Here is a 24,248-nt window from a genome sequence, read left to right as displayed (position 1 = left end):
ATCACTTACCTGCCTGCTGGTTGAGCACAGTTTTCACGCGAGCAATGTCACGCTTAACTTGCGAGAGCAGATGAGACTGCCCCAACTGGCCAGTTGCTTTCTGCATACGCAGATTGAACTGGTCGCGCAGCAGGCCGAGCAGTTGCTCGTTCAGCTGCTGTGCGGATTTTTCACGAAGTTCATTCGCTTTCATCACATCACCGTCCGTTTAACAAAGGCGGTGGCGAGCGGCAGCTTTGCAGCAGCCAGGGCAAAAGCCTCACGCGCCAGCTCTTCAGTTACACCCTCGATTTCATACAGGACTTTACCTGGCTGAATCTGGGCTACCCAGTATTCCACGTTACCCTTACCTTTACCCATCCGAACCTCGAGAGGTTTTTTGGAGATCGGCTTGTCCGGGAATACACGGATCCAGATCTTGCCGCCACGTTTTACGTGACGGGTCAGTGCACGACGCGCTGACTCGATCTGACGAGCGGTGAGACGACCACGAGCTACAGACTTCAGCGCGAACTCGCCGAAGCTGACTTTGCTACCGCGCTGAGCCAGACCACGGTTGTGGCCTGTCATCTGCTTGCGGAACTTCGTACGCTTAGGTTGCAACATTTGGCGTACCCCTTACTTAGCAGCTTTTTTACGAGGCGCTGGTGCTTGTGGTTTCAGTTCTTCTTGGCGACCACCAATTACTTCGCCCTTGAAGATCCAAACCTTTACACCGATCACACCGTAAGTGGTGTGAGCTTCGTAGTTGGCATAGTCGATGTCGGCACGCAGGGTGTGCAATGGCACACGACCTTCGCGATACCATTCAGTACGTGCGATTTCAGCACCGCCGAGACGACCGCTCACTTGGATTTTGATGCCCTTGGCACCAATGCGCATGGCGTTCTGTACTGCGCGCTTCATAGCGCGACGGAACATTACGCGACGCTCCAGCTGCTGAGCTACGCTCTGCGCAACCAGCATACCGTCGAGCTCCGGCTTACGGATCTCTTCGATATTGATGTGCACAGGCACACCCATTTGCTTGGTCAGGTCCTGACGCAGTTTCTCAACATCTTCACCTTTCTTCCCGATAACGATACCTGGACGAGCGGTGTGGATGGTGATACGTGCAGTTTGAGCAGGACGATGGATATCGATACGGCTCACGGACGCGCTTTTTAGTTTGTCTTGGAGATACTCACGCACCTTCAGATCAGCGAACAAGTAGTCCGCATAAGTCCGACCGTCTGCGTACCAGACGGAGGTGTGCTCCTTGACGATTCCCAGGCGAATGCCAATGGGATGTACTTTCTGACCCATCTCTTCGACTCCGTTACTTGTCAGCAACCTTGACAGTGATATGGCAAGACCGCTTGACGATGCGATCAGCTCGGCCTTTGGCACGAGGCATGATGCGCTTCAGCGAACGCCCTTCGTTGACGAAAACGGTGCTGACCTTAAGGTCATCAACGTCTGCGCCTTCGTTGTGCTCGGCGTTGGCTACGGCCGACTCCAGCACTTTCTTGATGATCTCGGCGGCTTTCTTACTGCTGAAAGCCAACAGGTTGAGCGCTTCGCCCACCTTCTTCCCGCGGATCTGGTCGGCGACCAAGCGGGCTTTCTGGGCGGAGATTCGAGCGCCCGACAACTTAGCGGCTACTTCCATCGTTCCTTACCCCTTAACGCTTGGCTTTCTTGTCTGCCACGTGCCCACGATATGTGCGGGTACCGGCAAACTCGCCTAGTTTGTGGCCGACCATGTCTTCGTTCACGAGAACTGGAACATGTTGACGACCGTTATGCACTGCAATGGTCAGACCGACCATTTGTGGCAGGATCATCGAACGACGCGACCAGGTTTTCACCGGTTTGCGATCGTTCTTTTCCGCCGCCACTTCGATCTTCTTCAGTAGGTGAAGATCAATAAAAGGACCTTTTTTCAGAGAACGTGGCACTGTCGTATCCCTCTATTTACTTGCGACGACGGACGATCATTTTGTCGGTACGCTTATTACCACGAGTCTTCGCGCCCTTAGTCGGGAAGCCCCATGGCGATACCGGATGACGACCACCAGAGGTACGACCTTCACCACCACCGTGTGGGTGGTCAACCGGGTTCATGGCAACACCACGAACGGTTGGGCGAACGCCACGCCAGCGTTTGGCACCAGCTTTACCCAGCGAACGCAGGCTGTGCTCGGAGTTCGAGACTTCGCCCAGGGTCGCACGGCATTCAGCCAGTACTTTACGCATTTCACCAGAGCGCAGACGCAGGGTCACGTAGACACCTTCACGAGCGATCAGCTGAGCCGAAGCACCAGCGGAACGAGCGATTTGCGCGCCTTTACCCGGCTTCAATTCGATGCCGTGTACGGTGCTACCAACTGGAATGTTGCGCAGTTGCAGAGCGTTGCCCGGCTTGATCGGTGCCAAAGCACCTGCGATCAGCTGGTCACCAGCACTCACGCCTTTAGGGGCGATGATGTAGCGACGCTCGCCATCTGCGTACAGCAGCAGAGCGATGTGAGCAGTACGGTTTGGATCGTATTCGATACGCTCGACAGTGGCAGCGATGCCATCTTTGTCGTTGCGACGGAAGTCGACCAGACGATAATGCTGCTTATGGCCACCACCGATGTGACGAGTGGTAATACGACCATTGTTGTTACGACCACCAGTCTTCGATTTCTTCTCGAGCAGCGGTGCGTGAGGAGCGCCTTTATGCAGCTCCTGGTTGACCACCTTGACCACAAAACGGCGGCCAGGGGAAGTCGGTTTGCATTTAACGATTGCCATGATGCACCCCTTCCTTACTCAGCACTGCTGCTGAAATCGAGATCTTGGCCTGGCTGAAGGGAGATAACTGCCTTCTTCCAGTCATTACGCTTGCCCAGACCGCGAGCAGTGCGCTTGCTCTTACCCAGAACATTCAGGGTAGTAACACGCTCTACTTTCACGCTGAACAGGCTTTCGACGGCCTTCTTGATTTCCAGCTTGGTTGCGTCAGTTGCAACCTTGAAAACGAACTGGCCTTTCTTGTCAGCCAGAACCGTAGCCTTTTCGGAAACGTGCGGGCCAAGCAGAACTTTAAATACGCGTTCCTGGTTCATCCCAGCAGCTCCTCGAATTTCTTCACGGCCGACACGGTGATCAACACCTTGTCGTATGCGATCAGACTAACTGGATCGGAACCTTGCACGTCACGTACATCAACGTGTGGCAGGTTGCGAGCAGCCAGGTACAGGTTCTGATCAACAGCTTCAGACACGATCAGGACGTCAGTCAGGCCCATGCCGTTCAGCTTGTTCAGCAGATCTTTGGTTTTCGGCGCTTCAACAGCGAAGTCCTGAACCACGACCAGACGATCAGTACGCACGAGTTCAGCAAGGATGGAGCGCAGTGCTGCGCGATACATCTTCTTGTTGAGCTTCTGGGTGTGATCCTGTGGACGTGCTGCGAAAGTGGTACCGCCGCCACGCCAGATTGGGCTACGGATAGTACCGGCACGAGCACGGCCAGTACCTTTCTGACGCCAAGGGCGCTTACCGCCACCACGAACGTCGGAACGGGTCTTTTGCTGCTTGCTACCTTGACGGCCGCCAGCCATGTAGGCCACGACTGCTTGGTGAACCAGCGTCTCGTTGAATTCGCCGCCAAATGTCAGTTCGGAAACTTCGATCGCTTGAGCGTCATTTACATTTAATTGCATGTCAGCTTCCCCTTAACCGCGAGCCTTGGCCGCTGGACGTACAACCAGGTTGCCGCCAGTAGCGCCAGGAACAGCACCCTTGACCAACAACAGATTGCGTTCAGCGTCGACGCGCACTACTTCGAGGGACTGCACGGTCACGCGCTCAGCGCCCATATGACCGGACATTTTTTTGCCCTTGAATACACGACCAGGAGTCTGGCACTGGCCAATAGAGCCCGGGACGCGGTGGGAAACGGAGTTACCGTGAGTGTTGTCTTGGCCACGGAAATTCCAACGCTTGATCGTACCCTGGAAGCCTTTACCTTTGGACTGACCGGTTACATCAACCAGTTGACCAGCGGCGAAGATTTCAGCGTTGATCAGATCGCCAGCCTGGTAGTCGCCGTCTTCAAGACGGAACTCCATGACAGTACGACCAGCTGCAACGTTTGCTTTAGCGAAGTGACCTGCTTGAGCAGCAGTCACACGCGAAGCACGACGCTCGCCGACAGTGACTTGCACTGCACGATAGCCATCGGTTTCTTCAGTTTTAAACTGGGTGACGCGATTCGGTTCGATCTCAATGACCGTGACCGGAATGGAGACACCTTCTTCGGTGAAAATACGGGTCATACCGCATTTACGACCGACTACACCAATAGTCATGTTGTAAACCTCATGAGTGTACGGGGCTTTCACCCGCTATGGCCGCCCATTTCAGAGCGTTACACGACTAAGACCCAAGTCTTAGCCGAGGCTGATCTGTACTTCCACACCGGCCGCCAGATCAAGCTTCATAAGTGCATCAACGGTTTTATCCGTTGGCAGGACGATGTCCAGCACGCGCTTATGAGTACGGATCTCGTACTGGTCACGCGCGTCTTTGTTGACGTGCGGGGAGACCAGAACGGTGAACCGCTCTTTACGGGTAGGCAGTGGAATTGGACCACGCACTTGAGCACCAGTACGTTTCGCGGTTTCCACGATTTCCTGGGTGGATTGGTCGATCAGTTTGTGGTCAAAAGCCTTCAACCTGATACGAATTTGCTGATTTGCCATTGGATTTCAGACTCCGGCTGCTATTCCCAGCGAGCGCAACACGCCCGTTAAAAGGAGGCGCAATTCTATAGACGCCCCATATGGGTGTCAACTCAATAAAAAAGCCCCCGCTGAGCGGGGGCTTTTTCAAGTCATCACTTATTAAGCGATGATTTTGGCTACGACGCCAGCGCCGACGGTACGACCGCCTTCACGAATAGCGAAACGCAGACCATCTTCCATTGCGATGGTTTTGATCAGGGTGACAACCATTTTGATGTTGTCGCCTGGCATTACCATTTCAACGCCTTCCGGCAGTTCGCAGTTACCGGTCACGTCAGTGGTCCGGAAGTAGAACTGTGGACGGTAGCCTTTGAAGAACGGAGTGTGACGGCCGCCTTCTTCTTTGCTCAACACGTACACTTCAGCTTCGAAGGTAGTGTGCGGCTTAACCGAACCTGGCTTGACCAGAACCTGGCCACGCTCAACGTCGTCACGCTTGGTACCACGCAGCAGAACGCCGCAGTTCTCGCCTGCACGACCTTCGTCGAGCAGTTTACGGAACATTTCAACACCGGTGCAGGTGGTGACGGTAGTGTCACGCAGACCAACGATTTCCAGTGGATCTTGAACCTTAACGATACCGCGCTCGATACGGCCAGTTACAACAGTACCACGACCGGAGATCGAGAATACGTCTTCGATTGGCATCAGGAACGGCTTGTCGATAACACGAACTGGATCTGGGATGTAGCTGTCCAGAGTCTCAACCAGTTTACGAACGGCAGTGGTGCCCATTTCGTTGTCGTCAAGACCGTCCAGAGCCATACGAGCAGAACCGATGATGATCGGAGTGTCGTCGCCCGGGAAGTCGTAAGTGCTCAGCAGATCGCGCACTTCCATCTCAACCAGTTCCAGCAGCTCAGCGTCGTCTACCAAGTCAGCCTTGTTCAGGAAGACCACGATGTACGGAACGCCTACCTGACGGGACAGCAGGATGTGTTCACGGGTTTGTGGCATCGGACCATCAGCGGCCGAGCAAACCAGGATCGCGCCGTCCATCTGGGCAGCACCGGTGATCATGTTCTTCACATAGTCAGCGTGACCTGGGCAGTCAACGTGAGCGTAGTGACGGATCAGCGAGTTGTATTCAACGTGCGCGGTGTTGATGGTGATACCACGAGCTTTTTCTTCTGGTGCGCTGTCGATCTTGTCGAAGTCAACACGAGCCGAACCGAAAACTTCGGAGCAGACGCGAGTCAGAGCAGCGGTCAGAGTGGTTTTACCGTGGTCAACGTGGCCGATAGTGCCAACGTTTACGTGCGGTAGGGAACGATCAAATTTTTCTTTAGCCACGACAATTAACTCCTTGCCTAAAGGACTGAATCAGCCTTGTTTTTTGGATACAGTTTCAGCGATGTGCGCCGGAGCTGTGTTGTATTTTTTGAATTCCATAGAGTAGCTTGCGCGACCCTGAGACATGGAACGAACGTCGGTCGCATAACCGAACATCTCGCCCAACGGAACCTCGGCACGAATCACTTTGCCGGAAACCGTATCTTCCATACCCAAGATCATGCCGCGACGACGGTTAAGGTCGCCCATCACGTCACCCATGTAGTCTTCAGGCGTAACGACTTCTACTGCCATGATTGGCTCAAGCAACTCACCACCGCCCTTCTGGGCCAGTTGCTTGGTAGCCATGGAAGCAGCCACCTTAAACGCCATCTCGTTGGAGTCGACGTCGTGGTAAGAACCGTCAAAAACGGTCGCCTTCAGGCCGATGAGCGGATAGCCGGCAACAACACCGTTCTTCATCTGCTCTTCGATACCCTTCTGGATAGCCGGGATGTATTCCTTAGGAACAACACCGCCCACTACTTCGTTCACGAATTGCAGACCTTCCTGACCTTCATCAGCAGGAGCAAAACGGATCCAGCAATGGCCGAACTGGCCACGACCGCCGGATTGACGAACGAATTTGCCTTCGATTTCGCAGTTCTTCGTGATGCGCTCACGATAGGAAACCTGAGGCTTACCGATGTTGGCTTCGACGTTGAACTCACGGCGCATCCGGTCAACCAGGATGTCCAGGTGAAGCTCGCCCATGCCGGAGATGATCGTTTGACCAGTCTCTTCATCAGTCTTGACGCGGAAAGATGGATCTTCCTGAGCAAGTTTGCCCAGAGCGATACCCATTTTTTCCTGGTCATCCTTGGTCTTAGGCTCAACGGCAACCGAAATAACCGGCTCCGGGAAGTCCATGCGAACCAGGATGATTGGCTTGTCAGCGTTGCACAAGGTCTCACCAGTGGTGACGTCCTTCATGCCGATCAAGGCCGCGATGTCACCAGCGCGTACTTCCTTGATCTCTTCACGGGCGTTTGCGTGCATTTGCACCATACGACCCACGCGCTCTTTCTTGCCTTTAACCGAGTTGATCACGCCGTCGCCGGAGTTCAACACGCCCGAGTAAACACGGACGAAGGTCAAGGTACCCACGAATGGGTCAGTGGCAATTTTAAATGCCAGAGCGGAGAACGGTTCTGCGTCGTCTGCATGACGCTCCAGCTCGATAGTCTCGTCATCAGGGTCAGTACCCTTGATGGCAGGAATATCCACTGGTGCCGGCAGGTAGTCGATCACAGCATCGAGAACCAGGGGAACGCCCTTGTTCTTGAACGAGGAACCGCAAACAGCCAAGACGATCTCACCAGCGATAGTACGCTGACGCAGAGCGGCCTTGATTTCCGCGTTGGTGAGCTCTTCACCTTCGAGGTACTTGTTCATCAGCTCTTCGCTGGCTTCGGCCGCAGCCTCAACCATGTTGTTGCGCCACTCGTCAGCCAATTCCTGCAGTTCAGCAGGGATAGCTTCGCGACGAGGAACCATACCCTTGTCAGCATCGTTCCAATAAACAGCTTCCATGGTCAGCAGATCGATCTGCCCCTGGAAGTTGTCTTCGGAACCGATAGCCAACTGGATTGGCACCGGGGTGTGACCCAGACGCTGCTTGATCTGACCGATCACGCGCAGGAAGTTTGCACCAGCACGGTCCATCTTGTTTACGTAAACAAGACGTGGAACGCCGTACTTGTTGGCCTGACGCCATACGGTTTCCGACTGAGGCTCAACACCCGAGGTACCGCAGAACACAACGACAGCGCCGTCGAGTACGCGCAGGGAACGTTCAACTTCAATGGTGAAGTCTACGTGGCCCGGGGTATCGATTACGTTGAAGCGGTGTTCGTCTTTGTACTGCTTCTCGGAACCTTTCCAGAAGGCGGTAATAGCAGCAGAAGTAATGGTAATACCACGCTCCTGCTCCTGAACCATCCAGTCTGTGGTCGCGGCGCCATCATGCACCTCGCCCATCTTGTGACTTTTGCCGGTGTAAAAAAGGACGCGCTCGGTGGTGGTGGTTTTACCAGCATCCACGTGAGCGACGATACCGATGTTACGGTAGCGACTAATCGGAGTAGTACGAGCCATAAAGCCCTCGCAAAATTAGTGAAGCTAGAATTAGAAGCGGTAGTGCGAGAAAGCTTTGTTGGCTTCAGCCATACGGTGCACGTCTTCACGCTTCTTAACAGCAGCACCTTTACCTTCAGCAGCGTCCAACAGTTCGCCAGCCAAACGCAGGGCCATAGACTTCTCGCCGCGCTTACGGGCGAAGTCTACCAACCAGCGCATTGCCAAAGCGTTACGACGGGACGGGCGAACTTCAACCGGAACCTGGTAAGTAGCACCGCCTACACGGCGCGACTTCACTTCGACCAGCGGAGCGATGGCGTCGAGAGCTTTCTCGAAGATTTCCAGGGGGTCGCTGTTCTTGCGCTCTTTAACCTTTTCCAGCGCGCCATAAACGATACGCTCGGCAACGGCTTTCTTGCCGCTTTCCATCACGTGGTTCATGAACTTGGCCAGAATTTGGCTTCCGTATTTTGGATCGTCAAGCACTTCGCGCTTGGCTGCTACGCGTCTTCTTGGCATGGATAAGCCCTCAAACGGTCTTCAGGTTCGCTCGGAATCGGTGCCCTTTCGGGACGCCTCCGACCTTACTCTTATCGACTCAGAAAATAAGATGATTCAGTTTTACAAAAAGCCGCTACTACTTAGGCTTCTTGGTACCGTACTTCGAACGACCCTGGTTACGACCTTTAACGCCGGAAGTATCCAAGGAGCCGCGTACGGTGTGGTAACGAACACCTGGCAAGTCTTTTACACGACCGCCGCGGATCAGTACCACGCTGTGCTCTTGCAGGTTGTGGCCTTCACCGCCGATGTACGAGGAAACCTCGAAACCGTTGGTCAGGCGCACACGGCATACTTTACGCAGTGCCGAGTTAGGTTTTTTCGGCGTAGTGGTATACACGCGAGTGCATACGCCACGACGTTGCGGGCAGTTCTGCAGCGCAGGCACGTCGGATTTCTCGACGATACGCTTACGCGGCTGACGTACCAGCTGGTTGATAGTTGCCATCTACTAGCTCCACTGTTGTCTTGCGACGCTATTGTCTTGCAAGAAAAGCAAAATGGCAGGAACGAATTCCCGCCAAATTTAGGGGTACAAGAGTCTAAAGAGGATCTTGTCCCCAGTCAAGGCAAGGCCCCGACCTCCCCCTCCATCGAACCGGGACAAATCTGCCTCGATCCGACGAACGGGGCTGCCAGGGCCCGGTCTTATTTACCGCAGAACTCAGTTACCGCTTGAGTTCAGTGCTTCGGTCAGTGCAGCTTCCACTTCACTGGCGCTCACGCGCAGCGGCTTGTCGAGTTCACGGCGGCGCTTACGCTCGCTGTGGTAGGCCAAGCCGGTACCGGCTGGGATCAGTCGACCCACAACCACGTTTTCTTTCAGGCCGCGCAAGTAGTCGCGCTTGCCGGTTACCGCTGCTTCGGTCAGTACGCGAGTGGTCTCCTGGAAGGAGGCCGCCGAGATGAACGACTCAGTGGACAACGACGCCTTGGTGATACCCAGCAACACACGAGTGAACTTGGAAACGAATTTCTCGTCGTTCGCCAGGCGCTCGTTCTCTACCAGTACGTGAGTCAGTTCCATCTGGTCGCCCTTGATGAAACTCGAATCGCCGGATTCAGCGATTTCAACTTTACGCAGCATCTGACGCAGGATGGTCTCGATGTGCTTATCGTTGATCTTCACGCCTTGCAGACGGTAAACGTCCTGGATCTCGTTAACGATGTACTTGGCCAGCGCACTCACACCCAGCAGACGCAGGATGTCGTGTGGATCGCTCGGGCCGTCGGAGATAACTTCGCCGCGGTTTACCTGTTCGCCTTCGAAAACGTTCAGGTGACGCCACTTCGGAATCAGCTCTTCGTACGGATCGCTACCGTCGTTCGGGGTAATGACCAGACGGCGCTTGCCTTTGGTCTCTTTACCGAACGCGATGGTGCCGCTGACTTCAGCCAGAATCGACGCTTCTTTCGGACGACGAGCTTCGAACAAGTCGGCAACACGCGGCAGACCACCGGTGATGTCACGGGTCTTCGAAGTTTCTTGCGGGATACGAGCGATAACATCACCGATCGCGATCTTCGCACCATCCGCAACACCGACCAGGGCGTTGGCTGGCAGGAAGTACTGAGCGATAACGTCAGTGCCTGGCAGCAACAGATCCTTGCCGTTGTCATCAACCATCTTCACAGCAGGACGGATATCTTTGCCTGCAGCTGGACGGTCTTTGGCGTCGAGTACTTCAATGTTGGTCATACCGGTCAATTCGTCAGTCTGACGCTTGATCGTGATGCCTTCTTCCATGCCCACGTAGGTCACGGTACCTTTCATTTCGGTAACGATTGGGTGAGTGTGCGGATCCCACTTGGCCACGATTGCGCCAGCGTCGACCTTGTCACCTTCTTTAACCGAAATCACAGCACCGTACGGCAGCTTGTAACGCTCACGCTCACGACCGTAGTCATCAGCGATTGCCAGCTCACCGGAACGAGACACAGCTACCAGGTGGCCATCCACTCGCTCAACGTGCTTCAGGTTGTGCAGACGGACGGTACCGCCATTCTTCACCTGAACGCTGTCGGCTGCGGAGGTCCGGCTTGCCGCACCACCGATGTGGAACGTACGCATGGTCAGCTGGGTACCCGGCTCACCGATGGACTGGGCAGCGATAACGCCGACCGCTTCACCGATGTTCACCTGGTGACCACGAGCCAAGTCACGGCCGTAGCACTTGGCGCAAATGCCGTAGCGGGTTTCGCAGCTGATCGGCGAGCGAACAATCACTTCGTCGATGCTGTTGAGTTCGATGAACTCGACCCACTTCTCGTCTACCAGGGTGCCGGCAGGAACGATGATTTCCTCGGTACCCGGCTTGAATACGTCACGGGCGATTACTCGACCCAGTACGCGCTCACCCAAAGGCTCTACAACGTCGCCGCCTTCGATGTGCGGAGTCATCAGCAGACCGTGCTCGGTACCGCAGTCAACTTCAGTCACAACCAAGTCTTGTGCAACGTCTACCAGACGACGAGTCAGGTAACCGGAGTTAGCGGTTTTCAACGCGGTATCCGCCAGACCTTTACGAGCACCGTGAGTCGAGATGAAGTACTGAAGTACGCTCAAACCTTCACGGAAGTTCGCAGTAATCGGCGTTTCGATGATGGAACCGTCCGGCTTGGCCATCAGGCCACGCATACCGGCGAGCTGACGGATCTGCGCAGCAGAACCCCGTGCGCCCGAGTCGGCCATCATGTACATCGAGTTGAACGACTCTTGATCGACTTCTACGCCATGACGGTCGATAACGCGCTCTTTCGAGAGGTTCGACATCATCGCCTTCGACACTTCGTCGTTGGCCTTGGACCAAAGGTCGATCACTTTGTTGTACTTCTCGCCCTGGGTTACCAGGCCGGAGGCGTACTGGCTTTCGATCTCTTTCACTTCATCGGTAGCAGCACCAATGATGGCGGCTTTCTCGTCCGGGATAACGAAGTCGTTAACACCGATGGAAACGCCGGAAATGGTCGAATAAGCAAAACCGGTGTACATCAACTGGTCAGCGAAGATAACGGTCTCTTTCAAACCAACCACGCGGTAGCACTGGTTGATCAGCTTGGAGATCGCCTTTTTCTTCATTGGCTGGTTGACCACGTCGTACGACAGGCCTGGTGGAACAACCTGGAACAACAGCGCACGGCCGACAGTGGTGTCGACGATACGGGTGTTCTTGACGCTGCCACCGTCACGATCGTTGATGGTTTCGTGGATGCGGACTTTAACCTTGGCGTGCAGTGCGGCTTCGCCGGCACGGAACACACGGTCAACTTCCTGCAGATCCGCGAACACACGACCTTCGCCCTTGGCGTTGATCGCTTCACGAGTCATGTAGTACAGACCCAATACAACGTCCTGCGACGGAACGATGATTGGCTCACCGTTGGCTGGCGACAGAATGTTGTTGGTCGACATCATCAACGCACGCGCTTCCAGCTGGGCTTCCAGCGTCAGCGGTACGTGCACGGCCATTTGGTCGCCGTCGAAGTCGGCGTTGTACGCAGCACAGACCAGAGGGTGCAGCTGGATAGCCTTACCTTCGATCAGTACCGGTTCAAACGCCTGGATACCCAGACGGTGAAGGGTCGGTGCACGGTTGAGGAGAACCGGGTGTTCACGGATCACTTCAGCGAGAACGTCCCAAACCTCTGGCAGTTCGCGCTCGACCATTTTCTTGGCGGCCTTGATGGTGGTCGCGAGACCACGCATTTCCAGCTTGCCGAAAATGAACGGTTTGAACAGCTCGAGAGCCATCTTCTTCGGCAGACCGCACTGGTGCAGACGCAGGGTCGGGCCTACGGTAATTACCGAACGACCGGAGTAGTCAACACGCTTACCGAGCAAGTTCTGACGGAAACGACCTTGCTTACCCTTGATCATGTCAGCCAGGGATTTCAGAGGACGCTTGTTCGAACCGGTGATAGCGCGGCCACGACGACCGTTGTCGAGCAGGGCATCGACAGCTTCTTGCAACATACGCTTTTCGTTGCGCACGATGATGTCCGGAGCGGACAGGTCGAGCAGACGCTTCAAGCGGTTGTTACGGTTGATCACGCGACGGTACAGGTCGTTGAGGTCGGAAGTCGCGAAGCGGCCGCCATCCAACGGTACCAGCGGACGCAGGTCTGGCGGCAGAACCGGCAGAACGGTCAGCACCATCCACTCTGGCAAGTTGCCGGAACCCTGGAAGGCCTCCATCAACTTCAGACGCTTGGACAGTTTCTTGATCTTGGTTTCGGAGTTGGTTTGCGGAATTTCTTCACGCAGACGGCCAATCTCGTGTTCCAGGTCGATAGCGTGCAGCAGTTCGCGGACAGCTTCGGCACCCATGCGGGCATCGAAATCGTCGCCGAACTCTTCCAGCGCTTCGAAATACTGCTCGTCGTTCAGCAGCTGACCTTTTTCAAGGGTGGTCATGCCTGGATCGATAACGACATAGCTCTCGAAGTAGAGAACGCGCTCGATATCACGCAGGGTCATGTCCATCAGCAAGCCGATACGGGACGGCAGCGACTTCAGGAACCAGATGTGGGCAACCGGCGAAGCCAGCTCGATGTGCGCCATGCGCTCACGACGAACCTTGGCCAGTGCAACTTCAACGCCGCACTTCTCGCAGATCACACCACGGTGCTTCAAGCGCTTGTACTTACCGCACAGGCACTCGTAATCCTTTACCGGGCCAAAGATCTTGGCGCAGAACAGGCCGTCACGCTCTGGTTTGAACGTACGGTAGTTGATGGTTTCCGGCTTTTTAACTTCACCGAACGACCACGAACGGATCATCTCAGGCGATGCCAACCCAATACGGATGGCGTCGAACTCTTCGACTTGACCCTGGTTTTTCAGCAAATTCAGTAGGTCTTTCAAGGCCTTTCCTCCTGGCGGAGCAGAGAGCGGGCTAAACAGCCCCGCTCTCGATTCGCGTCACGTGTTATTCGGTTTCCAGATCGATATCGATGCCGAGGGAACGAATTTCTTTGATCAACACGTTGAAGGACTCGGGCATGCCCGGCTCCATACGGTGATCGCCGTCCACGATGTTTTTGTACATCTTGGTCCGACCGTTCACATCGTCCGACTTCACTGTGAGCATTTCTTGCAGAGTGTAAGCAGCACCGTATGCTTCCAGTGCCCAGACCTCCATCTCCCCGAAACGCTGACCACCGAACTGAGCCTTACCACCCAGCGGCTGCTGGGTAACCAGGCTGTACGAACCGGTAGAACGAGCGTGCATCTTGTCGTCTACCAAGTGGTTCAGCTTCAGCATGTACATGTAGCCAACAGTAACCGGGCGCTCAAACTTGTTGCCGGTACGGCCGTCGAACAGCTGCATCTGGCCGCTTTCTGGCAGGTCTGCCAGTTTCAGCATGGCCTTGATTTCGCTTTCCTTGGCACCGTCGAACACCGGGGTAGCCATTGGAACGCCGCCGCGCAGGTTCTTCGCCAGATCCAGGATTTCCTGGTCGGAGAAGGTGTCCAGCTCTTCGTTGCGACCGCCGATCTCGTTGTAGATCTCGTGCAGGAACTTGCGTAGGTCAGCAACCTTGCGCTGCTCTTCGATCATACGGTTGATCTTCTCGCCCAGACCTTTAGCCGCGAGGCCCAGGTGGGTTTCAAGGATCTGACCAACGTTCATACGCGAAGGTACGCCCAACGGGTTGAGGACGACGTCGACCGGGGTGCCATTGGCATCGTGCGGCATGTCTTCAACCGGCATGATCACGGAGACCACACCTTTGTTACCGTGACGACCGGCCATCTTGTCGCCCGGCTGGATGCGGCGACGGATTGCCAGGTAAACCTTGACGATTTTCAGCACGCCTGGAGCCAGGTCATCGCCCTGCTGCAGTTTGCGCTTCTTGTCTTCGAACTTGTCGTCCAGCAGACGGCGGCGATCAACGATATAGGCTTGGGCCTTTTCGAGCTGCTCGTTCAGAGCGTCTTCAGCCATGCGCAGTTTGAACCACTGGCCGTGCTCAAGACCGTCGAGTACTTCGTCGGTGATGTCCTGACCTTTCTTCAGACCTGCGCCGCCTTCAGCCTTGTGGCCTACCAGGGCGGAACGCAGACGTTCGAAGGTTGCGCCTTCAACGATACGGAACTCTTCGTTCAGGTCCTTGCGGATCTCGTCGAGTTGAGTCTTCTCGATGGACAGTGCACGAGCATCACGCTCAACGCCGTCACGGGTGAAGACCTGTACGTCGATGACAGTGCCCTTGGTACCGGTAGGTACACGCAGGGAAGTGTCTTTAACGTCGCTGGCTTTTTCACCGAAGATGGCACGCAACAGCTTCTCTTCCGGAGTCAGTTGGGTCTCGCCTTTCGGAGTGACCTTACCCACCAGGATGTCGCCTGCGCCAACTTCAGCACCTACGTAAACGATACCGGCTTCGTCCAGCTTGTTCAGTGCAGCTTCGCCCACGTTCGGGATGTCTGCAGTGATTTCCTCTGGCCCAAGCTTGGTGTCACGCGCCACACAGGTCAGTTCCTGAATGTGGATCGTGGTGAAACGATCTTCCTGAACCACACGCTCGGACAGGCAGATGGAGTCTTCGAAGTTGTAACCGTTCCAGGCCATGAACGCGATGCGCATGTTCTGACCCAGTGCCAGCTCACCCATATCGGTGGACGGACCGTCTGCCATGATGTCGCTGCGCTGAACCCGATCACCCTTGCTTACCAGCGGACGCTGGTTGATGCAGGTGTTCTGGTTGGAGCGGGTGTACTTGGTCAGGTTGTAGATGTCGACACCGGCTTCGCCAGTTTCAACTTCGTCATCGGCAACACGAACCACGATACGGCTGGCATCAACGGAGTCGATCACGCCACCACGACGAGCCACGACGCAAACGCCGGAGTCACGAGCTACGTTACGCTCCATGCCGGTACCTACCAGCGGCTTGTCAGCGCGCAGGGTCGGTACAGCTTGACGCTGCATGTTGGAACCCATCAACGCACGGTTGGCGTCATCGTGTTCCAGGAACGGGATCAGCGACGCTGCAACCGAAACTACCTGCTTCGGCGATACGTCCATCAAGGTGACGTCCTCCGGCGCCTTGACGGTGAACTCGTTCAAGTGACGAACAGCTACCAGCTCGTCGATCAGCATTTTCTTGTCGTTCATCGTGGCCGAAGCCTGAGCGATCACGTGATCAGCTTCTTCGATGGCGGACAGGAACACGATCTCGTCGGTGACCAGTGCGTCTTTCACCACACGGTACGGGCTCTCGAGGAAGCCGTACTGGTTGGTGCGCGCATAAGCAGCCAGGGAGTTGATCAGGCCGATGTTCGGACCTTCCGGCGTTTCAATCGGGCATACGCGACCGTAGTGAGTCGGGTGTACGTCACGAACTTCAAAGCCTGCACGCTCTCGGGTCAGACCGCCCGGGCCCAGTGCGGAAACACGGCGCTTGTGGGTGATCTCGGAGAGCGGGTTGTTCTGGTCCATGAACTGCGAGAGCTGGCTGGAACCGAAGAACTCTTTCACCGCCGCAGCCACTGGCTTGGCGTTGATCAGGTCCTGCGGCATCAGGCCTTCGCTTTCTGCCATCGACAGACGCTCTTTGACCGCACGCTCAACACGTACCAGGCCAACGCGGAACTGGTTCTCGGCCATTTCGCCTACGCAGCGAACACGACGGTTACCCAGGTGGTCGATGTCATCGACGATGCCTTTACCGTTACGGATGTCGACCAGGGTCTTCAGTACCGCGACGATGTCTTCCTTGCACAGCACGCCCGAACCTTCGATCTCGGTACGACCGATACGACGGTTGAACTTCATCCGGCCGACCGCAGACAGGTCATAGCGCTCAGGGCTGAAGAACAGGTTGTTGAACAGGGTCTCGGCAGCGTCTTTGGTTGGTGGCTCGCCAGGACGCATCATGCGATAGATCTCGACCAGCGCTTCCAATTGGTTGCTGGTGGAGTCGATCTTCAGGGTGTCGGAGACGAACGGACCGCAGTCGATGTCGTTGGTGTACAGGGTCTCGATGCGAACAACCTGGGACTTGGCGATTTTCGCCAGGATCTCGGTGTTCAGCTCGGTGTTGCATTCAGCCAGGATTTCGCCGGTGGCCGGGTGCACGATGACCTTGGCGGTGGTGCGACCCAGGACGTAGTCCAGAGGCACTTCCAGCGTCTTGATACCGGCTTTTTCGATCTGGTTGATGTGGCGCGCGGTAATACGGCGGCCGGCTTCAACGATGACCTTGCCTTTTTCGTCCTGGATGTCCAGAACGGCAATCTCACCACGCAGGCGCTGAGGCACCAGTTCCAGGCTGAGGGTTTCGCCGCTCAGGTGGAATACGTTAGTGGTATAGAAGGCATCCAGCACTTGCTCAGTGGTATAGCCGAGCGCGCGCAGCAGTACCGAGGCCGGCAGCTTGCGACGACGGTCGATACGCACGAACACGCAGTCTTTCGGGTCGAACTCGAAGTCCAACCACGAACCGCGGTACGGAATGATCCGCGCGGAGTACAGGAGCTTGCCGGAGCTGTGCGTCTTGCCGCGGTCGTGGTCGAAGAACACGCCCGGGGAACGGTGCAGCTGGGAAACGATAACGCGCTCGGTACCGTTGATAACGAAGGTACCGTTCTCAGTCATCAGGGGGATTTCACCCATGTAGACTTCTTGCTCTTTGATGTCCTTGATCGCTTTGTTCGACGACTCTTTGTCGAAGATGATCAGACGGACTTTTACCCGCAAAGGTACGGCGTACGTAACACCGCGCAACACGCATTCTTTGACATCAAATGCCGGTTCGCCCAGGCGATAACCGACGTACTCCAGCGCAGCATTGCCGGAGTAGCTGATGATCGGGAAAACGGATTTGAAGGCCGCATGCAGGCCCACGTCGCGGAACTGATCTTTGGTCGCTCCCGCCTGCAAGAATTCACGATACGAATCCAGCTGGATAGCCAGAAGGTACGGGACATCCATGACGTCCGGCAACTTGCTAAAGTCCTTGCGGATACGTTTTTTCTCAGTATATGAGTAAGCCATCAGCGTTCCCCAGCTTGGTCACCTGCTTGTTTGGCCCCTCCCGACGGGAGCAGCCAGAAAATCTTGCAAACCCCATGGTTTGCACCACCGCATCGGGTGGTTACAGCGCGTTAGAGGCGACGACCGAGTCGATTGCCAATAACGGAAAAAGGCCGGTGGCAAGAGCCACCAGCCATCAGCCTTCAGCTTAACGCTTGGGCTGGAGACGCAAGGTCGATGCTTACTTCAGCTCGACTTTAGCGCCTGCTTCTTCCAGCACTGCTTTAGCTTTGTCAGCTGCGTCTTTCGACACTGCTTCCAGAACCTGGGCAGGGGCACCGTCAACTACTGCCTTGGCTTCTTTCAGGCCCAGACCGGTCAGTTCACGTACTGCCTTGATCACGTTTACTTTCTTCTCGCCAGCTTCCAGCAGCATGACGTTGAATTCGGTTTGCTCTTCAGCAGCAACAGCAGCAACAGCTGGGCCAGCCGAAGCAGCAGCAGCGGAAACACCGAATTTTTCTTCGAAAGCTTTGATCAGCTCAACAACCTGCAGAACCGACATTTCAGCTACGGCGTTGAGGATATCGTCTTGGGAGATAGACATTGCTGTAATTCCTGAATTGGGGGACGGCCTACGCGGCCATCGAAATAAACAAAAATACGCGAGAGGAGATGCTCAGCCTTAGGCTGCGGCAGCTTCTTTTTGCTCGCGAACTGCGGCCAGAGTACGAGCCAACTTGCTGGTAGCGCCTTGAATCACGCTCATCAGCTGAGAAATAGCTTCGTTACGGGTCGGCAGTGTTGCCAGTACGTCGATTTGGTTAGCTGCGAGGAACTTGCCCTCGAACGCAGCTGCCTTGATCTCGAACTTATCCTGACTCTTGGCGAATTCTTTGAACAAACGGGCAGCAGCGCCTGGATGCTCTTTGGAGAACGCGATCAGAGTCGGGCCGGTGAACACGTCGTTGAGGACACTGTATTCAGTGTCAGCAACAGCGCGCTTGAGCAGGGTGTTACGTACAACACGTACGTATACGCCAGCTTCACGAGCCTCTTTACGGAGTCCGGTCATAGCGCCTACTGTCACACCACGGGCATCAGCCACGACAGCGGACAGAGCAGCTTTGGCAGCCTCGTTGACTTCAGCGACGATGGCCTTCTTGTCTTCGAGATTAATTGCCACGGGTTTAACTCCTGCTTGTTACCGTTTCATCTGGCCTAGGCCGGATGTCGTTTTGGTGTCTGATTCGGTAAGGAACCGGGAGCACCATCTGCGTAGGCTTGTGGTTTAAGACTTGCGTCGCCTACGGTCTTGGATAGCCCCCGCCAGGCAGGGACCCCAATCTTTCAATTGGCGCAATTACTTGCGCCAATTTGTGTCTTATACGTCCAGCGAGCCTTGGTCGATGACCAGACCTGGGCCCATAGTGGTGCTCAGGGTAACGCGCTTGACGTAGATACCTTTCGAGGAAGCTGGCTTGATACGCTTCAGATCAGCGATCAAGGCTTCAACGTTTTCCTTCAGCTTGACGGCATCAAAGCCGACTTTGCCAACGGAGGTGTGAATGATGCCGTTTTTGTCGGTGCGATAACGAACCTGACCAGCCTTGGCGTTTTTAACCGCGGTAGCTACGTCTGGAGTTACGGTGCCGACTTTAGGGTTAGGCATCAGACCACGTGGACCGAGGATCTGACCCAACTGACCTACAACGCGCATTGCATCCGGGGAAGCAATTACGACGTCATAGTTCAGGTCGCCGCCTTTCATTTCGGCAGCCAGGTCGTCCATGCCAACGCGATCGGCGCCGGCGGCCAGAGCAGCTTCAGCTGCTGGGCCTTGGGTGAAGACAGCAACACGTACAGTCTTGCCAGTACCGTGTGGCAGCACAGTAGCGCTACGAACGACCTGGTCGGATTTACGTGGGTCAACGCCCAGGTTTACAGCAACGTCAACAGACTCGCTGAACTTGACAGTCGACAGCTCGGTCAGCAGAGCAGCAGCGTCTACAAAGTTGTAGGACTTACCCGCTTCGATTTTGCCGGCGATAGCCTTTTGGCGCTTGGTCAGCTTAGCCATTACACACCCTCCACGTTAAGGCCCATGCTACGAGCAGAACCGGCGATGGTACGCACGGCTGCATCCATATCAGCTGCAGTCAGATCCGCGTTTTTGGTTTTCGCGATTTCTTCCAGCTGAGCACGGGTCACGGTGCCAACCTTAACGGTGTTAGGACGAGCGGAACCGCTAGTCAGACCAGCAGCTTTCTTCAACAGAACCGAAGCCGGGGTCGACTTGGTTTCGAAGGTGAAGCTACGGTCGCTGTATACAGTGATGATCACTGGAGTCGGCAGACCTGGTTCAATACCCTGAGTACGGGCGTTGAAAGCCTTGCAGAATTCCATGATGTTCACGCCGTGCTGACCCAGAGCTGGACCAACAGGTGGGCTTGGGTTGGCCTGAGCGGCCTTCACTTGCAGCTTGATGTAAGCGGTAATCTTCTTGGCCATGAGGCACTCCAATTACGGGTTCGAACGCCTCGAAAGGCTCCCCGGTTACTTGCGCGTTTATCCCAGTGACGACAAAACCCCACAGCCTAAGGCTGCGGGGTTGGGATGCTTGCTCAGCTAGACTTTTTCGACCTGGCTGAACTCTAGCTCTACCGGAGTAGAGCGACCGAAAATGAGCACTGCCACTTGGATCCGGCTCTTTTCGTAGTTAACTTCTTCGACAGTGCCGTTAAAATCTGCAAACGGACCATCTGTAACACGAACAACCTCACCCGGCTCGAACAACGTCTTCGGCTTGGGCTTGTCGCTACCGTCAGCAACGCGGCGCAGAATTGCTTCTGCCTCTTTGTCAGTGATCGGAGCAGGCTTATCAGCGGTACCGCCGATGAAACCCATGACGCGAGGAGTGTCCTTGACCAAGTGCCAAGTACCCTCATTCATGTCCATTTGAACCAGCACGTAGCCAGGGAAGAACTTGCGCTCGCTTTTGCGTTTCTGGCCATTACGCATTTCAACCACTTCTTCAGTGGGAACCAGAATTTCGCCGAAGCCATCTTCCATGCCTGCCAGCTTTACGCGCTCTAGCAAAGAGCGCATGACATGCTTCTCGTAACCCGAGTAAGCATGCACAACGTACCAACGCTTAGCCACGGGACACCCTTAGCCAACAATCAAGGAAACAAGCCAGCCGAGCAGGGAATCAAGCCCCCACAACAGCAACGCCATAACCAGAACAACAGCTACCACGATCAACGTGGTCTGCGTGGTTTCTTGGCGAGTCGGCCAAACGACTTTACGGATCTCGGTACGAGCTTCCTTCACCAGGACCGCAAACGACTTGCCTTTTGCAGTCTGCAGGCCAACAAAGGCAGCGACAGCAGCGAGGGCGAGCAATGCGAGGACACGGTACAGGATTGGCGACCCAGAGTAGTACTGGTTGCCAACAACGCCTACAACCACTACAGCGACTACTACAAGCCACTTGAGCAGATCGAAGCGAGAGCCTTGAGCTTCAGCCTTAGGAGTCATCTATGAAGATCCTGTGAAAAGAAAGCCAGACACACCAAGTGAATCTGGCAGGTCAGGAGGGAATCGAACCCCCAACCTACGGTTTTGGAGACCGTCGCTCTGCCAATTGAGCTACTGACCTAAAACAAAATCAGGCCGACAATTATGCCGATCTGAAAAAGACTTTACAACAACAAACCCCTTCGAACCTTGAACCACCTCAAACAAAGACATCGAGAGAGGACAGAATCAATCAGAGGTAGCTGTTAAAACAAAGGCAGATATTTTCATATCTGCCTTGTTATATGGAGCTCTTGAGCGGATTTGAACCGCTGACCTCACCCTTACCAAGGGTGTGCTCTACCAACTGAGCTACAAGAGCGAAACAACCTGCACAACCTGCAAACTTGGAGCGGGTAGCGGGAATCGAACCCGCATCATCAGCTTGGAAGGCTGAGGTTCTACCACTAAACTATACCCGCGGAGCTTGCAGCTCACGCTAAAATGGTGGAGGGGGAAGGATTCGAACCTTCGAAGTCGTAGACGTCAGATTTACAGTCTGATCCCTTTGGCCGCTCGGGAACCCCTCCTAAGCGAGCCGGCATTCTACATCATGCCAGCCTTCTGTCAACCACTTTCTCATTAAAAAATATGAGGTTAGCTGCGTTGACCTTCGCTGTACCTTGTCGACCCAAGAGGTCTTCACTGCGAAGCGGGCGCCATTCTATGCAAACTATTCGAAGGTTGCAATGCCTTCACACGGCATTATTTTATGTTTTAACTCATTGAATTCATTAGCAAGGTTTTCAAAGGGCAGATCATCGGCCAAGCGCCTGCTTTCAGGCGCTACTCGCAGCCAATATCCCTGAGCATCAGGCAGGCTCAGGGATTGCAGTTTGACCTTGATATCCAGGCTTGTAAGGCGCTGCTCGACGGACTGGACCTCTTTCTGATCGGACAGGCCGCCGATGTACAGGCATGTAGGCTGCACTTCAGGCGCCTTTACCTTGTCTCGCCGCACCATCGCATCAGCCGATTCACTTAACAGCCTGATATCTTGCTGAGAGCCACGATAGAGCGCCAAAGGCGTGACATCTTTAGCGCGCAGAGGGGCCTCCTGCTGATGCCAGATGTAATAGAAGACATTGAGGACCAGCAAAAGCAGAAACAGCCAACGCATAAAAACCTCAGGACAAAGGGCACGCCATCGCCAAGCCAACAAAAACCAGATCAGGGACGAGCCTCCCATGAGGCACCGAGTCAGCCACCAACTCGGCGTCGCCGCCGGTGAGGAAGACAGTGAAGTCGCCCCCCCAGTAGCTTCGAGCCAATTCCAGCTGAGTCAGTACAAACCCTCTCAGCATGAGCGTACAGCCACGCTCTACCGCCTCCACGGTTGTACGCCCCGGAGACAGGGCCTCGAGGGCGCGCTCAGCGGCAATATCGTCATAGCGTATTTTTCGCGTATGCGTTCGCAACTGATTACGCATCAGCGGCATGCCAGGGCAAATAAAGCCTCCGAGATGCTCACCGTCCGCAGCAATGAAGTCCGCTGTTGCTGCAGTGCCAAAATCGAGCACCAGGCACGCGCCCCGCGCCAATTGAAAACCACCCAACATTGCGAGCCAGCGGTCCAACCCAAGGCGCTCGAAGTCTTCGTACCCGTTCCGAACCCCACCCATCTGCCTTGCCGAAGCAGCACAGAGGACCTTCACGCCAAACGCCTCCACCAGGGTAGTCACCAGCTGATTCGTCTCATCCGAGGCCCGAACACTCACCAGCCGACAGTCCCTCAACGCAAGCCCCGTGAGAGCGAACAGACTGTCGATCAACGAGGCATCCGACCCAACGACGCCCTCGGCAAAGATGCGCGCACTATCTGACTCAAGCACCCGCCATTTGATAAAGCTATTCCCACAGTCGAGCTCAAGAATCATCACGCAACCTCAGGCTTAGCTCACCACCGCTATATACTTTTTCGACACCGTCCACACTCAACCTTAACGCACCCTGCCCATCGATCCCCAACACCACTCCATCAATCTGATTCACACCAGCGATGAGCGATACCGGTCGGCCCTGCCATAAATGACTCTGTTCCCACTCACCCTGGATCGCGGAAAAGCCGGACAACCGGTGTCGATCAAGATAAGCCTGCAGCTGTACACCAAGACGCGCTACCAGGTAGTTACGATCGACAGCATTGCCAGTCTCCAACTGCATGGAGGTCCATTGCTGATCGACCTCATCCGCTTTCTGCATATTCACATTAATGCCGATACCGAGGACGACGTGACAAACATCAGCGGGATCTCCTATCAGCTCCAGGAGAATTCCGGCGATCTTTTTCTGACCCACCAAAACGTCATTTGGCCACTTTAATCCAGCATTGCGCACACCCACATCCCGCAGCGCCTGCATAACTGCAAGCCCGACTACTAGGCTTAAACCCTCCAACTGACGCATGCCGCCGTCGATCCGCAGCACGAGACTGTAATACACGTTCTGAGCGAAAGGACTGACCCACTTCCGCCCGCGCCTCCCCCTGCCGGCAGTTTGCTGCTCTGAAAGCACAAGAAATGGCGCAGTGCGGCCAGCCTCGATAAGACGCAACGCTTCGGCATTGGTAGAGTCAATGGAGTCTGAGATGTGAACAGTCCATGCAGGAACCGGTACATGCCGAGCAATTTCATCAGCACTCAACAAAACCAGGGGCGTAGCCAACTGATATCCCCTACCGCGAACTTTATGGATAGGTAGATTCAATTCCGCCTCGAGATGCTGAAGCTGCTTCCATACAGCACTGCGACTGACGCCCAGGGCAGCACCAAGCGCCTCCCCGGAGTGGAATCGACCATCTTTTAGAAGTTTCAACAACGTCAGCATGCAAGTCTCGCCTCACAATGAGGCACGCATGATAGCCATGCATAAGGCCATTGCATAGAAAGGCAGGACTTTAGCATTCAAGACACTGACAGTCTTCGCTCGCCATACTTTCC

25 protein-coding genes and 4 tRNA genes are annotated in these 24,248 nt (G+C 55.2%); all 29 read right to left on the bottom strand.

Going from position 1 to position 24,248, the window contains the following annotated elements; all coding sequences use genetic code 11:
* Window position 1: 1 nt before the first annotated feature.
* The 29 genes from rpmC to birA all read right to left on the bottom strand — a co-directional run bounded on the left by rpmC (window position 2) and on the right by birA (window position 24,135).
* Window positions 2-193 carry a 50S ribosomal protein L29 gene (rpmC, locus tag JFU58_RS02725; protein WP_002555481.1) on the bottom strand — a complete coding sequence of 64 codons (192 nt, stop codon included), beginning with the start codon at window positions 191-193 and terminating at the stop codon, window positions 2-4.
* On the bottom strand, window positions 193-606 hold the full coding sequence (gene rplP / locus JFU58_RS02720; protein ID WP_003232424.1) for a 50S ribosomal protein L16: 414 nt from the start codon (window positions 604-606) through the stop codon (window positions 193-195). Before rplP ends, rpmC begins: the two co-directional genes overlap by 1 nt.
* A gap of 12 nt (window positions 607-618) precedes the next feature.
* Complete coding sequence (gene rpsC, locus JFU58_RS02715; protein WP_003176422.1) at window positions 619-1,305, bottom strand: 30S ribosomal protein S3; 687 nt, start codon at window positions 1,303-1,305, stop codon at window positions 619-621.
* A 13-nt stretch (window positions 1,306-1,318) separates the two neighbouring features.
* The gene (gene rplV / locus JFU58_RS02710) at window positions 1,319-1,651 is read right to left on the bottom strand and encodes a 50S ribosomal protein L22 (RefSeq protein ID WP_003210077.1); all 333 of its coding nucleotides are present in this window, start codon (window positions 1,649-1,651) and stop codon (window positions 1,319-1,321) included.
* A gap of 13 nt (window positions 1,652-1,664) precedes the next feature.
* Window positions 1,665-1,940, bottom strand: a complete 276-nt coding sequence (gene rpsS, locus JFU58_RS02705; RefSeq protein ID WP_002555486.1) for a 30S ribosomal protein S19 — start codon at window positions 1,938-1,940, stop codon at window positions 1,665-1,667.
* A 16-nt stretch (window positions 1,941-1,956) separates the two neighbouring features.
* Entirely contained in the window at window positions 1,957-2,781 is an 825-nt protein-coding gene (rplB, locus tag JFU58_RS02700) for a 50S ribosomal protein L2 (protein ID WP_003210080.1), read from the bottom strand.
* Window positions 2,782-2,795: 14 nt separating this feature from the next.
* Complete coding sequence (gene rplW / locus JFU58_RS02695; RefSeq protein ID WP_002555488.1) at window positions 2,796-3,095, bottom strand: 50S ribosomal protein L23; 300 nt, start codon at window positions 3,093-3,095, stop codon at window positions 2,796-2,798.
* Window positions 3,092-3,694, bottom strand: coding sequence for a 50S ribosomal protein L4 (gene rplD, locus JFU58_RS02690; protein ID WP_003210082.1), 603 nt, complete (start codon window positions 3,692-3,694; stop codon window positions 3,092-3,094). Before rplD ends, rplW begins: the two co-directional genes overlap by 4 nt.
* A gap of 12 nt (window positions 3,695-3,706) precedes the next feature.
* A complete protein-coding gene (gene rplC, locus JFU58_RS02685) occupies window positions 3,707-4,342 on the bottom strand; it encodes a 50S ribosomal protein L3 (RefSeq protein ID WP_003194649.1) in 636 nt (211 codons plus the stop codon).
* Between the two features lie 81 nt (window positions 4,343-4,423).
* Window positions 4,424-4,735, bottom strand: coding sequence for a 30S ribosomal protein S10 (gene rpsJ / locus JFU58_RS02680; protein ID WP_003210084.1), 312 nt, complete (start codon window positions 4,733-4,735; stop codon window positions 4,424-4,426).
* A gap of 141 nt (window positions 4,736-4,876) precedes the next feature.
* On the bottom strand, window positions 4,877-6,070 hold the full coding sequence (gene tuf / locus JFU58_RS02675) for an elongation factor Tu (RefSeq protein ID WP_003210085.1): 1,194 nt from the start codon (window positions 6,068-6,070) through the stop codon (window positions 4,877-4,879).
* A gap of 30 nt (window positions 6,071-6,100) precedes the next feature.
* The gene (gene fusA / locus JFU58_RS02670) at window positions 6,101-8,206 is read right to left on the bottom strand and encodes an elongation factor G (RefSeq protein ID WP_010174505.1); all 2,106 of its coding nucleotides are present in this window, start codon (window positions 8,204-8,206) and stop codon (window positions 6,101-6,103) included.
* Between the two features lie 30 nt (window positions 8,207-8,236).
* Complete coding sequence (rpsG, locus tag JFU58_RS02665) at window positions 8,237-8,707, bottom strand: 30S ribosomal protein S7 (protein WP_002555493.1); 471 nt, start codon at window positions 8,705-8,707, stop codon at window positions 8,237-8,239.
* Between the two features lie 118 nt (window positions 8,708-8,825).
* Window positions 8,826-9,197 carry a 30S ribosomal protein S12 gene (rpsL, locus tag JFU58_RS02660; RefSeq protein ID WP_002555494.1) on the bottom strand — a complete coding sequence of 124 codons (372 nt, stop codon included), beginning with the start codon at window positions 9,195-9,197 and terminating at the stop codon, window positions 8,826-8,828.
* Between the two features lie 216 nt (window positions 9,198-9,413).
* Window positions 9,414-13,613, bottom strand: a complete 4,200-nt coding sequence (rpoC, locus tag JFU58_RS02655) for a DNA-directed RNA polymerase subunit beta' (protein WP_017476318.1) — start codon at window positions 13,611-13,613, stop codon at window positions 9,414-9,416.
* A gap of 64 nt (window positions 13,614-13,677) precedes the next feature.
* Complete coding sequence (gene rpoB / locus JFU58_RS02650) at window positions 13,678-17,751, bottom strand: DNA-directed RNA polymerase subunit beta (protein WP_017476319.1); 4,074 nt, start codon at window positions 17,749-17,751, stop codon at window positions 13,678-13,680.
* Between the two features lie 220 nt (window positions 17,752-17,971).
* Complete coding sequence (rplL, locus tag JFU58_RS02645; RefSeq protein ID WP_003210093.1) at window positions 17,972-18,337, bottom strand: 50S ribosomal protein L7/L12; 366 nt, start codon at window positions 18,335-18,337, stop codon at window positions 17,972-17,974.
* Between the two features lie 78 nt (window positions 18,338-18,415).
* The gene (gene rplJ, locus JFU58_RS02640) at window positions 18,416-18,916 is read right to left on the bottom strand and encodes a 50S ribosomal protein L10 (protein ID WP_010174464.1); all 501 of its coding nucleotides are present in this window, start codon (window positions 18,914-18,916) and stop codon (window positions 18,416-18,418) included.
* A 198-nt stretch (window positions 18,917-19,114) separates the two neighbouring features.
* The gene (gene rplA, locus JFU58_RS02635; RefSeq protein ID WP_003176434.1) at window positions 19,115-19,810 is read right to left on the bottom strand and encodes a 50S ribosomal protein L1; all 696 of its coding nucleotides are present in this window, start codon (window positions 19,808-19,810) and stop codon (window positions 19,115-19,117) included.
* A complete protein-coding gene (rplK, locus tag JFU58_RS02630) occupies window positions 19,810-20,241 on the bottom strand; it encodes a 50S ribosomal protein L11 (protein WP_003210097.1) in 432 nt (143 codons plus the stop codon). The genes rplA and rplK overlap by 1 nt, the downstream gene beginning before the upstream one ends.
* A gap of 117 nt (window positions 20,242-20,358) precedes the next feature.
* Window positions 20,359-20,892, bottom strand: a complete 534-nt coding sequence (nusG, locus tag JFU58_RS02625) for a transcription termination/antitermination protein NusG (protein WP_003176436.1) — start codon at window positions 20,890-20,892, stop codon at window positions 20,359-20,361.
* A 9-nt stretch (window positions 20,893-20,901) separates the two neighbouring features.
* Window positions 20,902-21,270 (bottom strand): preprotein translocase subunit SecE, encoded by a 369-nt coding sequence (gene secE, locus JFU58_RS02620; protein WP_003210099.1) that lies wholly within the window; start codon window positions 21,268-21,270, stop codon window positions 20,902-20,904.
* Between the two features lie 45 nt (window positions 21,271-21,315).
* Window positions 21,316-21,391: transfer RNA gene (locus JFU58_RS02615), tRNA-Trp, on the bottom strand.
* Window positions 21,392-21,555: 164 nt separating this feature from the next.
* Window positions 21,556-21,631 (bottom strand) — tRNA-Thr (locus JFU58_RS02610).
* Between the two features lie 26 nt (window positions 21,632-21,657).
* Window positions 21,658-21,731: transfer RNA gene (locus tag JFU58_RS02605), tRNA-Gly, on the bottom strand.
* A 23-nt stretch (window positions 21,732-21,754) separates the two neighbouring features.
* Window positions 21,755-21,839: transfer RNA gene (locus JFU58_RS02600), tRNA-Tyr, on the bottom strand.
* A gap of 143 nt (window positions 21,840-21,982) precedes the next feature.
* Complete coding sequence (locus JFU58_RS02595; protein ID WP_063026815.1) at window positions 21,983-22,429, bottom strand: hypothetical protein; 447 nt, start codon at window positions 22,427-22,429, stop codon at window positions 21,983-21,985.
* 7 nt (window positions 22,430-22,436) lie between these two features.
* Window positions 22,437-23,186, bottom strand: a complete 750-nt coding sequence (locus JFU58_RS02590; RefSeq protein ID WP_201139808.1) for a pantothenate kinase — start codon at window positions 23,184-23,186, stop codon at window positions 22,437-22,439.
* Window positions 23,176-24,135 (bottom strand): bifunctional biotin--[acetyl-CoA-carboxylase] ligase/biotin operon repressor BirA, encoded by a 960-nt coding sequence (gene birA / locus JFU58_RS02585; RefSeq protein WP_201139807.1) that lies wholly within the window; start codon window positions 24,133-24,135, stop codon window positions 23,176-23,178. The genes JFU58_RS02590 and birA overlap by 11 nt, the downstream gene beginning before the upstream one ends.
* Window positions 24,136-24,248: the final 113 nt, after the last annotated feature.

This window comes from Pseudomonas sp. TH34, assembly GCF_016650865.1.
Classification (GTDB): domain Bacteria; phylum Pseudomonadota; class Gammaproteobacteria; order Pseudomonadales; family Pseudomonadaceae; genus Aquipseudomonas; species Aquipseudomonas yamanorum.
The sequence above is the reverse complement of the archived record's forward strand: the minus strand, read 5'-3'. Positions and strand labels throughout refer to the sequence as shown.

Excerpts from the sequence above, each read along its gene's own strand:
- rpsG (WP_002555493.1), bottom strand. The coding sequence starts at position 8,707 with ATGCCAAGAAGACGCGTAGCAGCCAAGCGCGAAGTGCTTGACGATCCA.
- secE (WP_003210099.1), bottom strand. The coding sequence starts at position 21,270 with ATGACTCCTAAGGCTGAAGCTCAAGGCTCTCGCTTCGATCTGCTCAAG.
- rplP (WP_003232424.1), bottom strand. The coding sequence starts at position 606 with ATGTTGCAACCTAAGCGTACGAAGTTCCGCAAGCAGATGACAGGCCAC.
- rpsJ (WP_003210084.1), bottom strand. The coding sequence starts at position 4,735 with ATGGCAAATCAGCAAATTCGTATCAGGTTGAAGGCTTTTGACCACAAA.
- rplD (WP_003210082.1), bottom strand. The coding sequence starts at position 3,694 with ATGCAATTAAATGTAAATGACGCTCAAGCGATCGAAGTTTCCGAACTG.
- rpsL (WP_002555494.1), bottom strand. The coding sequence starts at position 9,197 with ATGGCAACTATCAACCAGCTGGTACGTCAGCCGCGTAAGCGTATCGTC.
- fusA (WP_010174505.1), bottom strand. The coding sequence starts at position 8,206 with ATGGCTCGTACTACTCCGATTAGTCGCTACCGTAACATCGGTATCGTC.
- rpsC (WP_003176422.1), bottom strand. The coding sequence starts at position 1,305 with ATGGGTCAGAAAGTACATCCCATTGGCATTCGCCTGGGAATCGTCAAG.
- rplV (WP_003210077.1), bottom strand. The coding sequence starts at position 1,651 with ATGGAAGTAGCCGCTAAGTTGTCGGGCGCTCGAATCTCCGCCCAGAAA.
- rplL (WP_003210093.1), bottom strand. The coding sequence starts at position 18,337 with ATGTCTATCTCCCAAGACGATATCCTCAACGCCGTAGCTGAAATGTCG.
- JFU58_RS02595 (WP_063026815.1), bottom strand. The coding sequence starts at position 22,429 with ATGCGTTGGCTGTTTCTGCTTTTGCTGGTCCTCAATGTCTTCTATTAC.
- rplC (WP_003194649.1), bottom strand. The coding sequence starts at position 4,342 with ATGACTATTGGTGTAGTCGGTCGTAAATGCGGTATGACCCGTATTTTC.
- rplK (WP_003210097.1), bottom strand. The coding sequence starts at position 20,241 with ATGGCCAAGAAGATTACCGCTTACATCAAGCTGCAAGTGAAGGCCGCT.
- rplW (WP_002555488.1), bottom strand. The coding sequence starts at position 3,095 with ATGAACCAGGAACGCGTATTTAAAGTTCTGCTTGGCCCGCACGTTTCC.
- JFU58_RS02590 (WP_201139808.1), bottom strand. The coding sequence starts at position 23,186 with ATGATTCTTGAGCTCGACTGTGGGAATAGCTTTATCAAATGGCGGGTG.
- rpmC (WP_002555481.1), bottom strand. The coding sequence starts at position 193 with ATGAAAGCGAATGAACTTCGTGAAAAATCCGCACAGCAGCTGAACGAG.
- rplA (WP_003176434.1), bottom strand. The coding sequence starts at position 19,810 with ATGGCTAAGCTGACCAAGCGCCAAAAGGCTATCGCCGGCAAAATCGAA.
- rpoB (WP_017476319.1), bottom strand. The coding sequence starts at position 17,751 with ATGGCTTACTCATATACTGAGAAAAAACGTATCCGCAAGGACTTTAGC.
- birA (WP_201139807.1), bottom strand. The coding sequence starts at position 24,135 with ATGCTGACGTTGTTGAAACTTCTAAAAGATGGTCGATTCCACTCCGGG.
- rplB (WP_003210080.1), bottom strand. The coding sequence starts at position 2,781 with ATGGCAATCGTTAAATGCAAACCGACTTCCCCTGGCCGCCGTTTTGTG.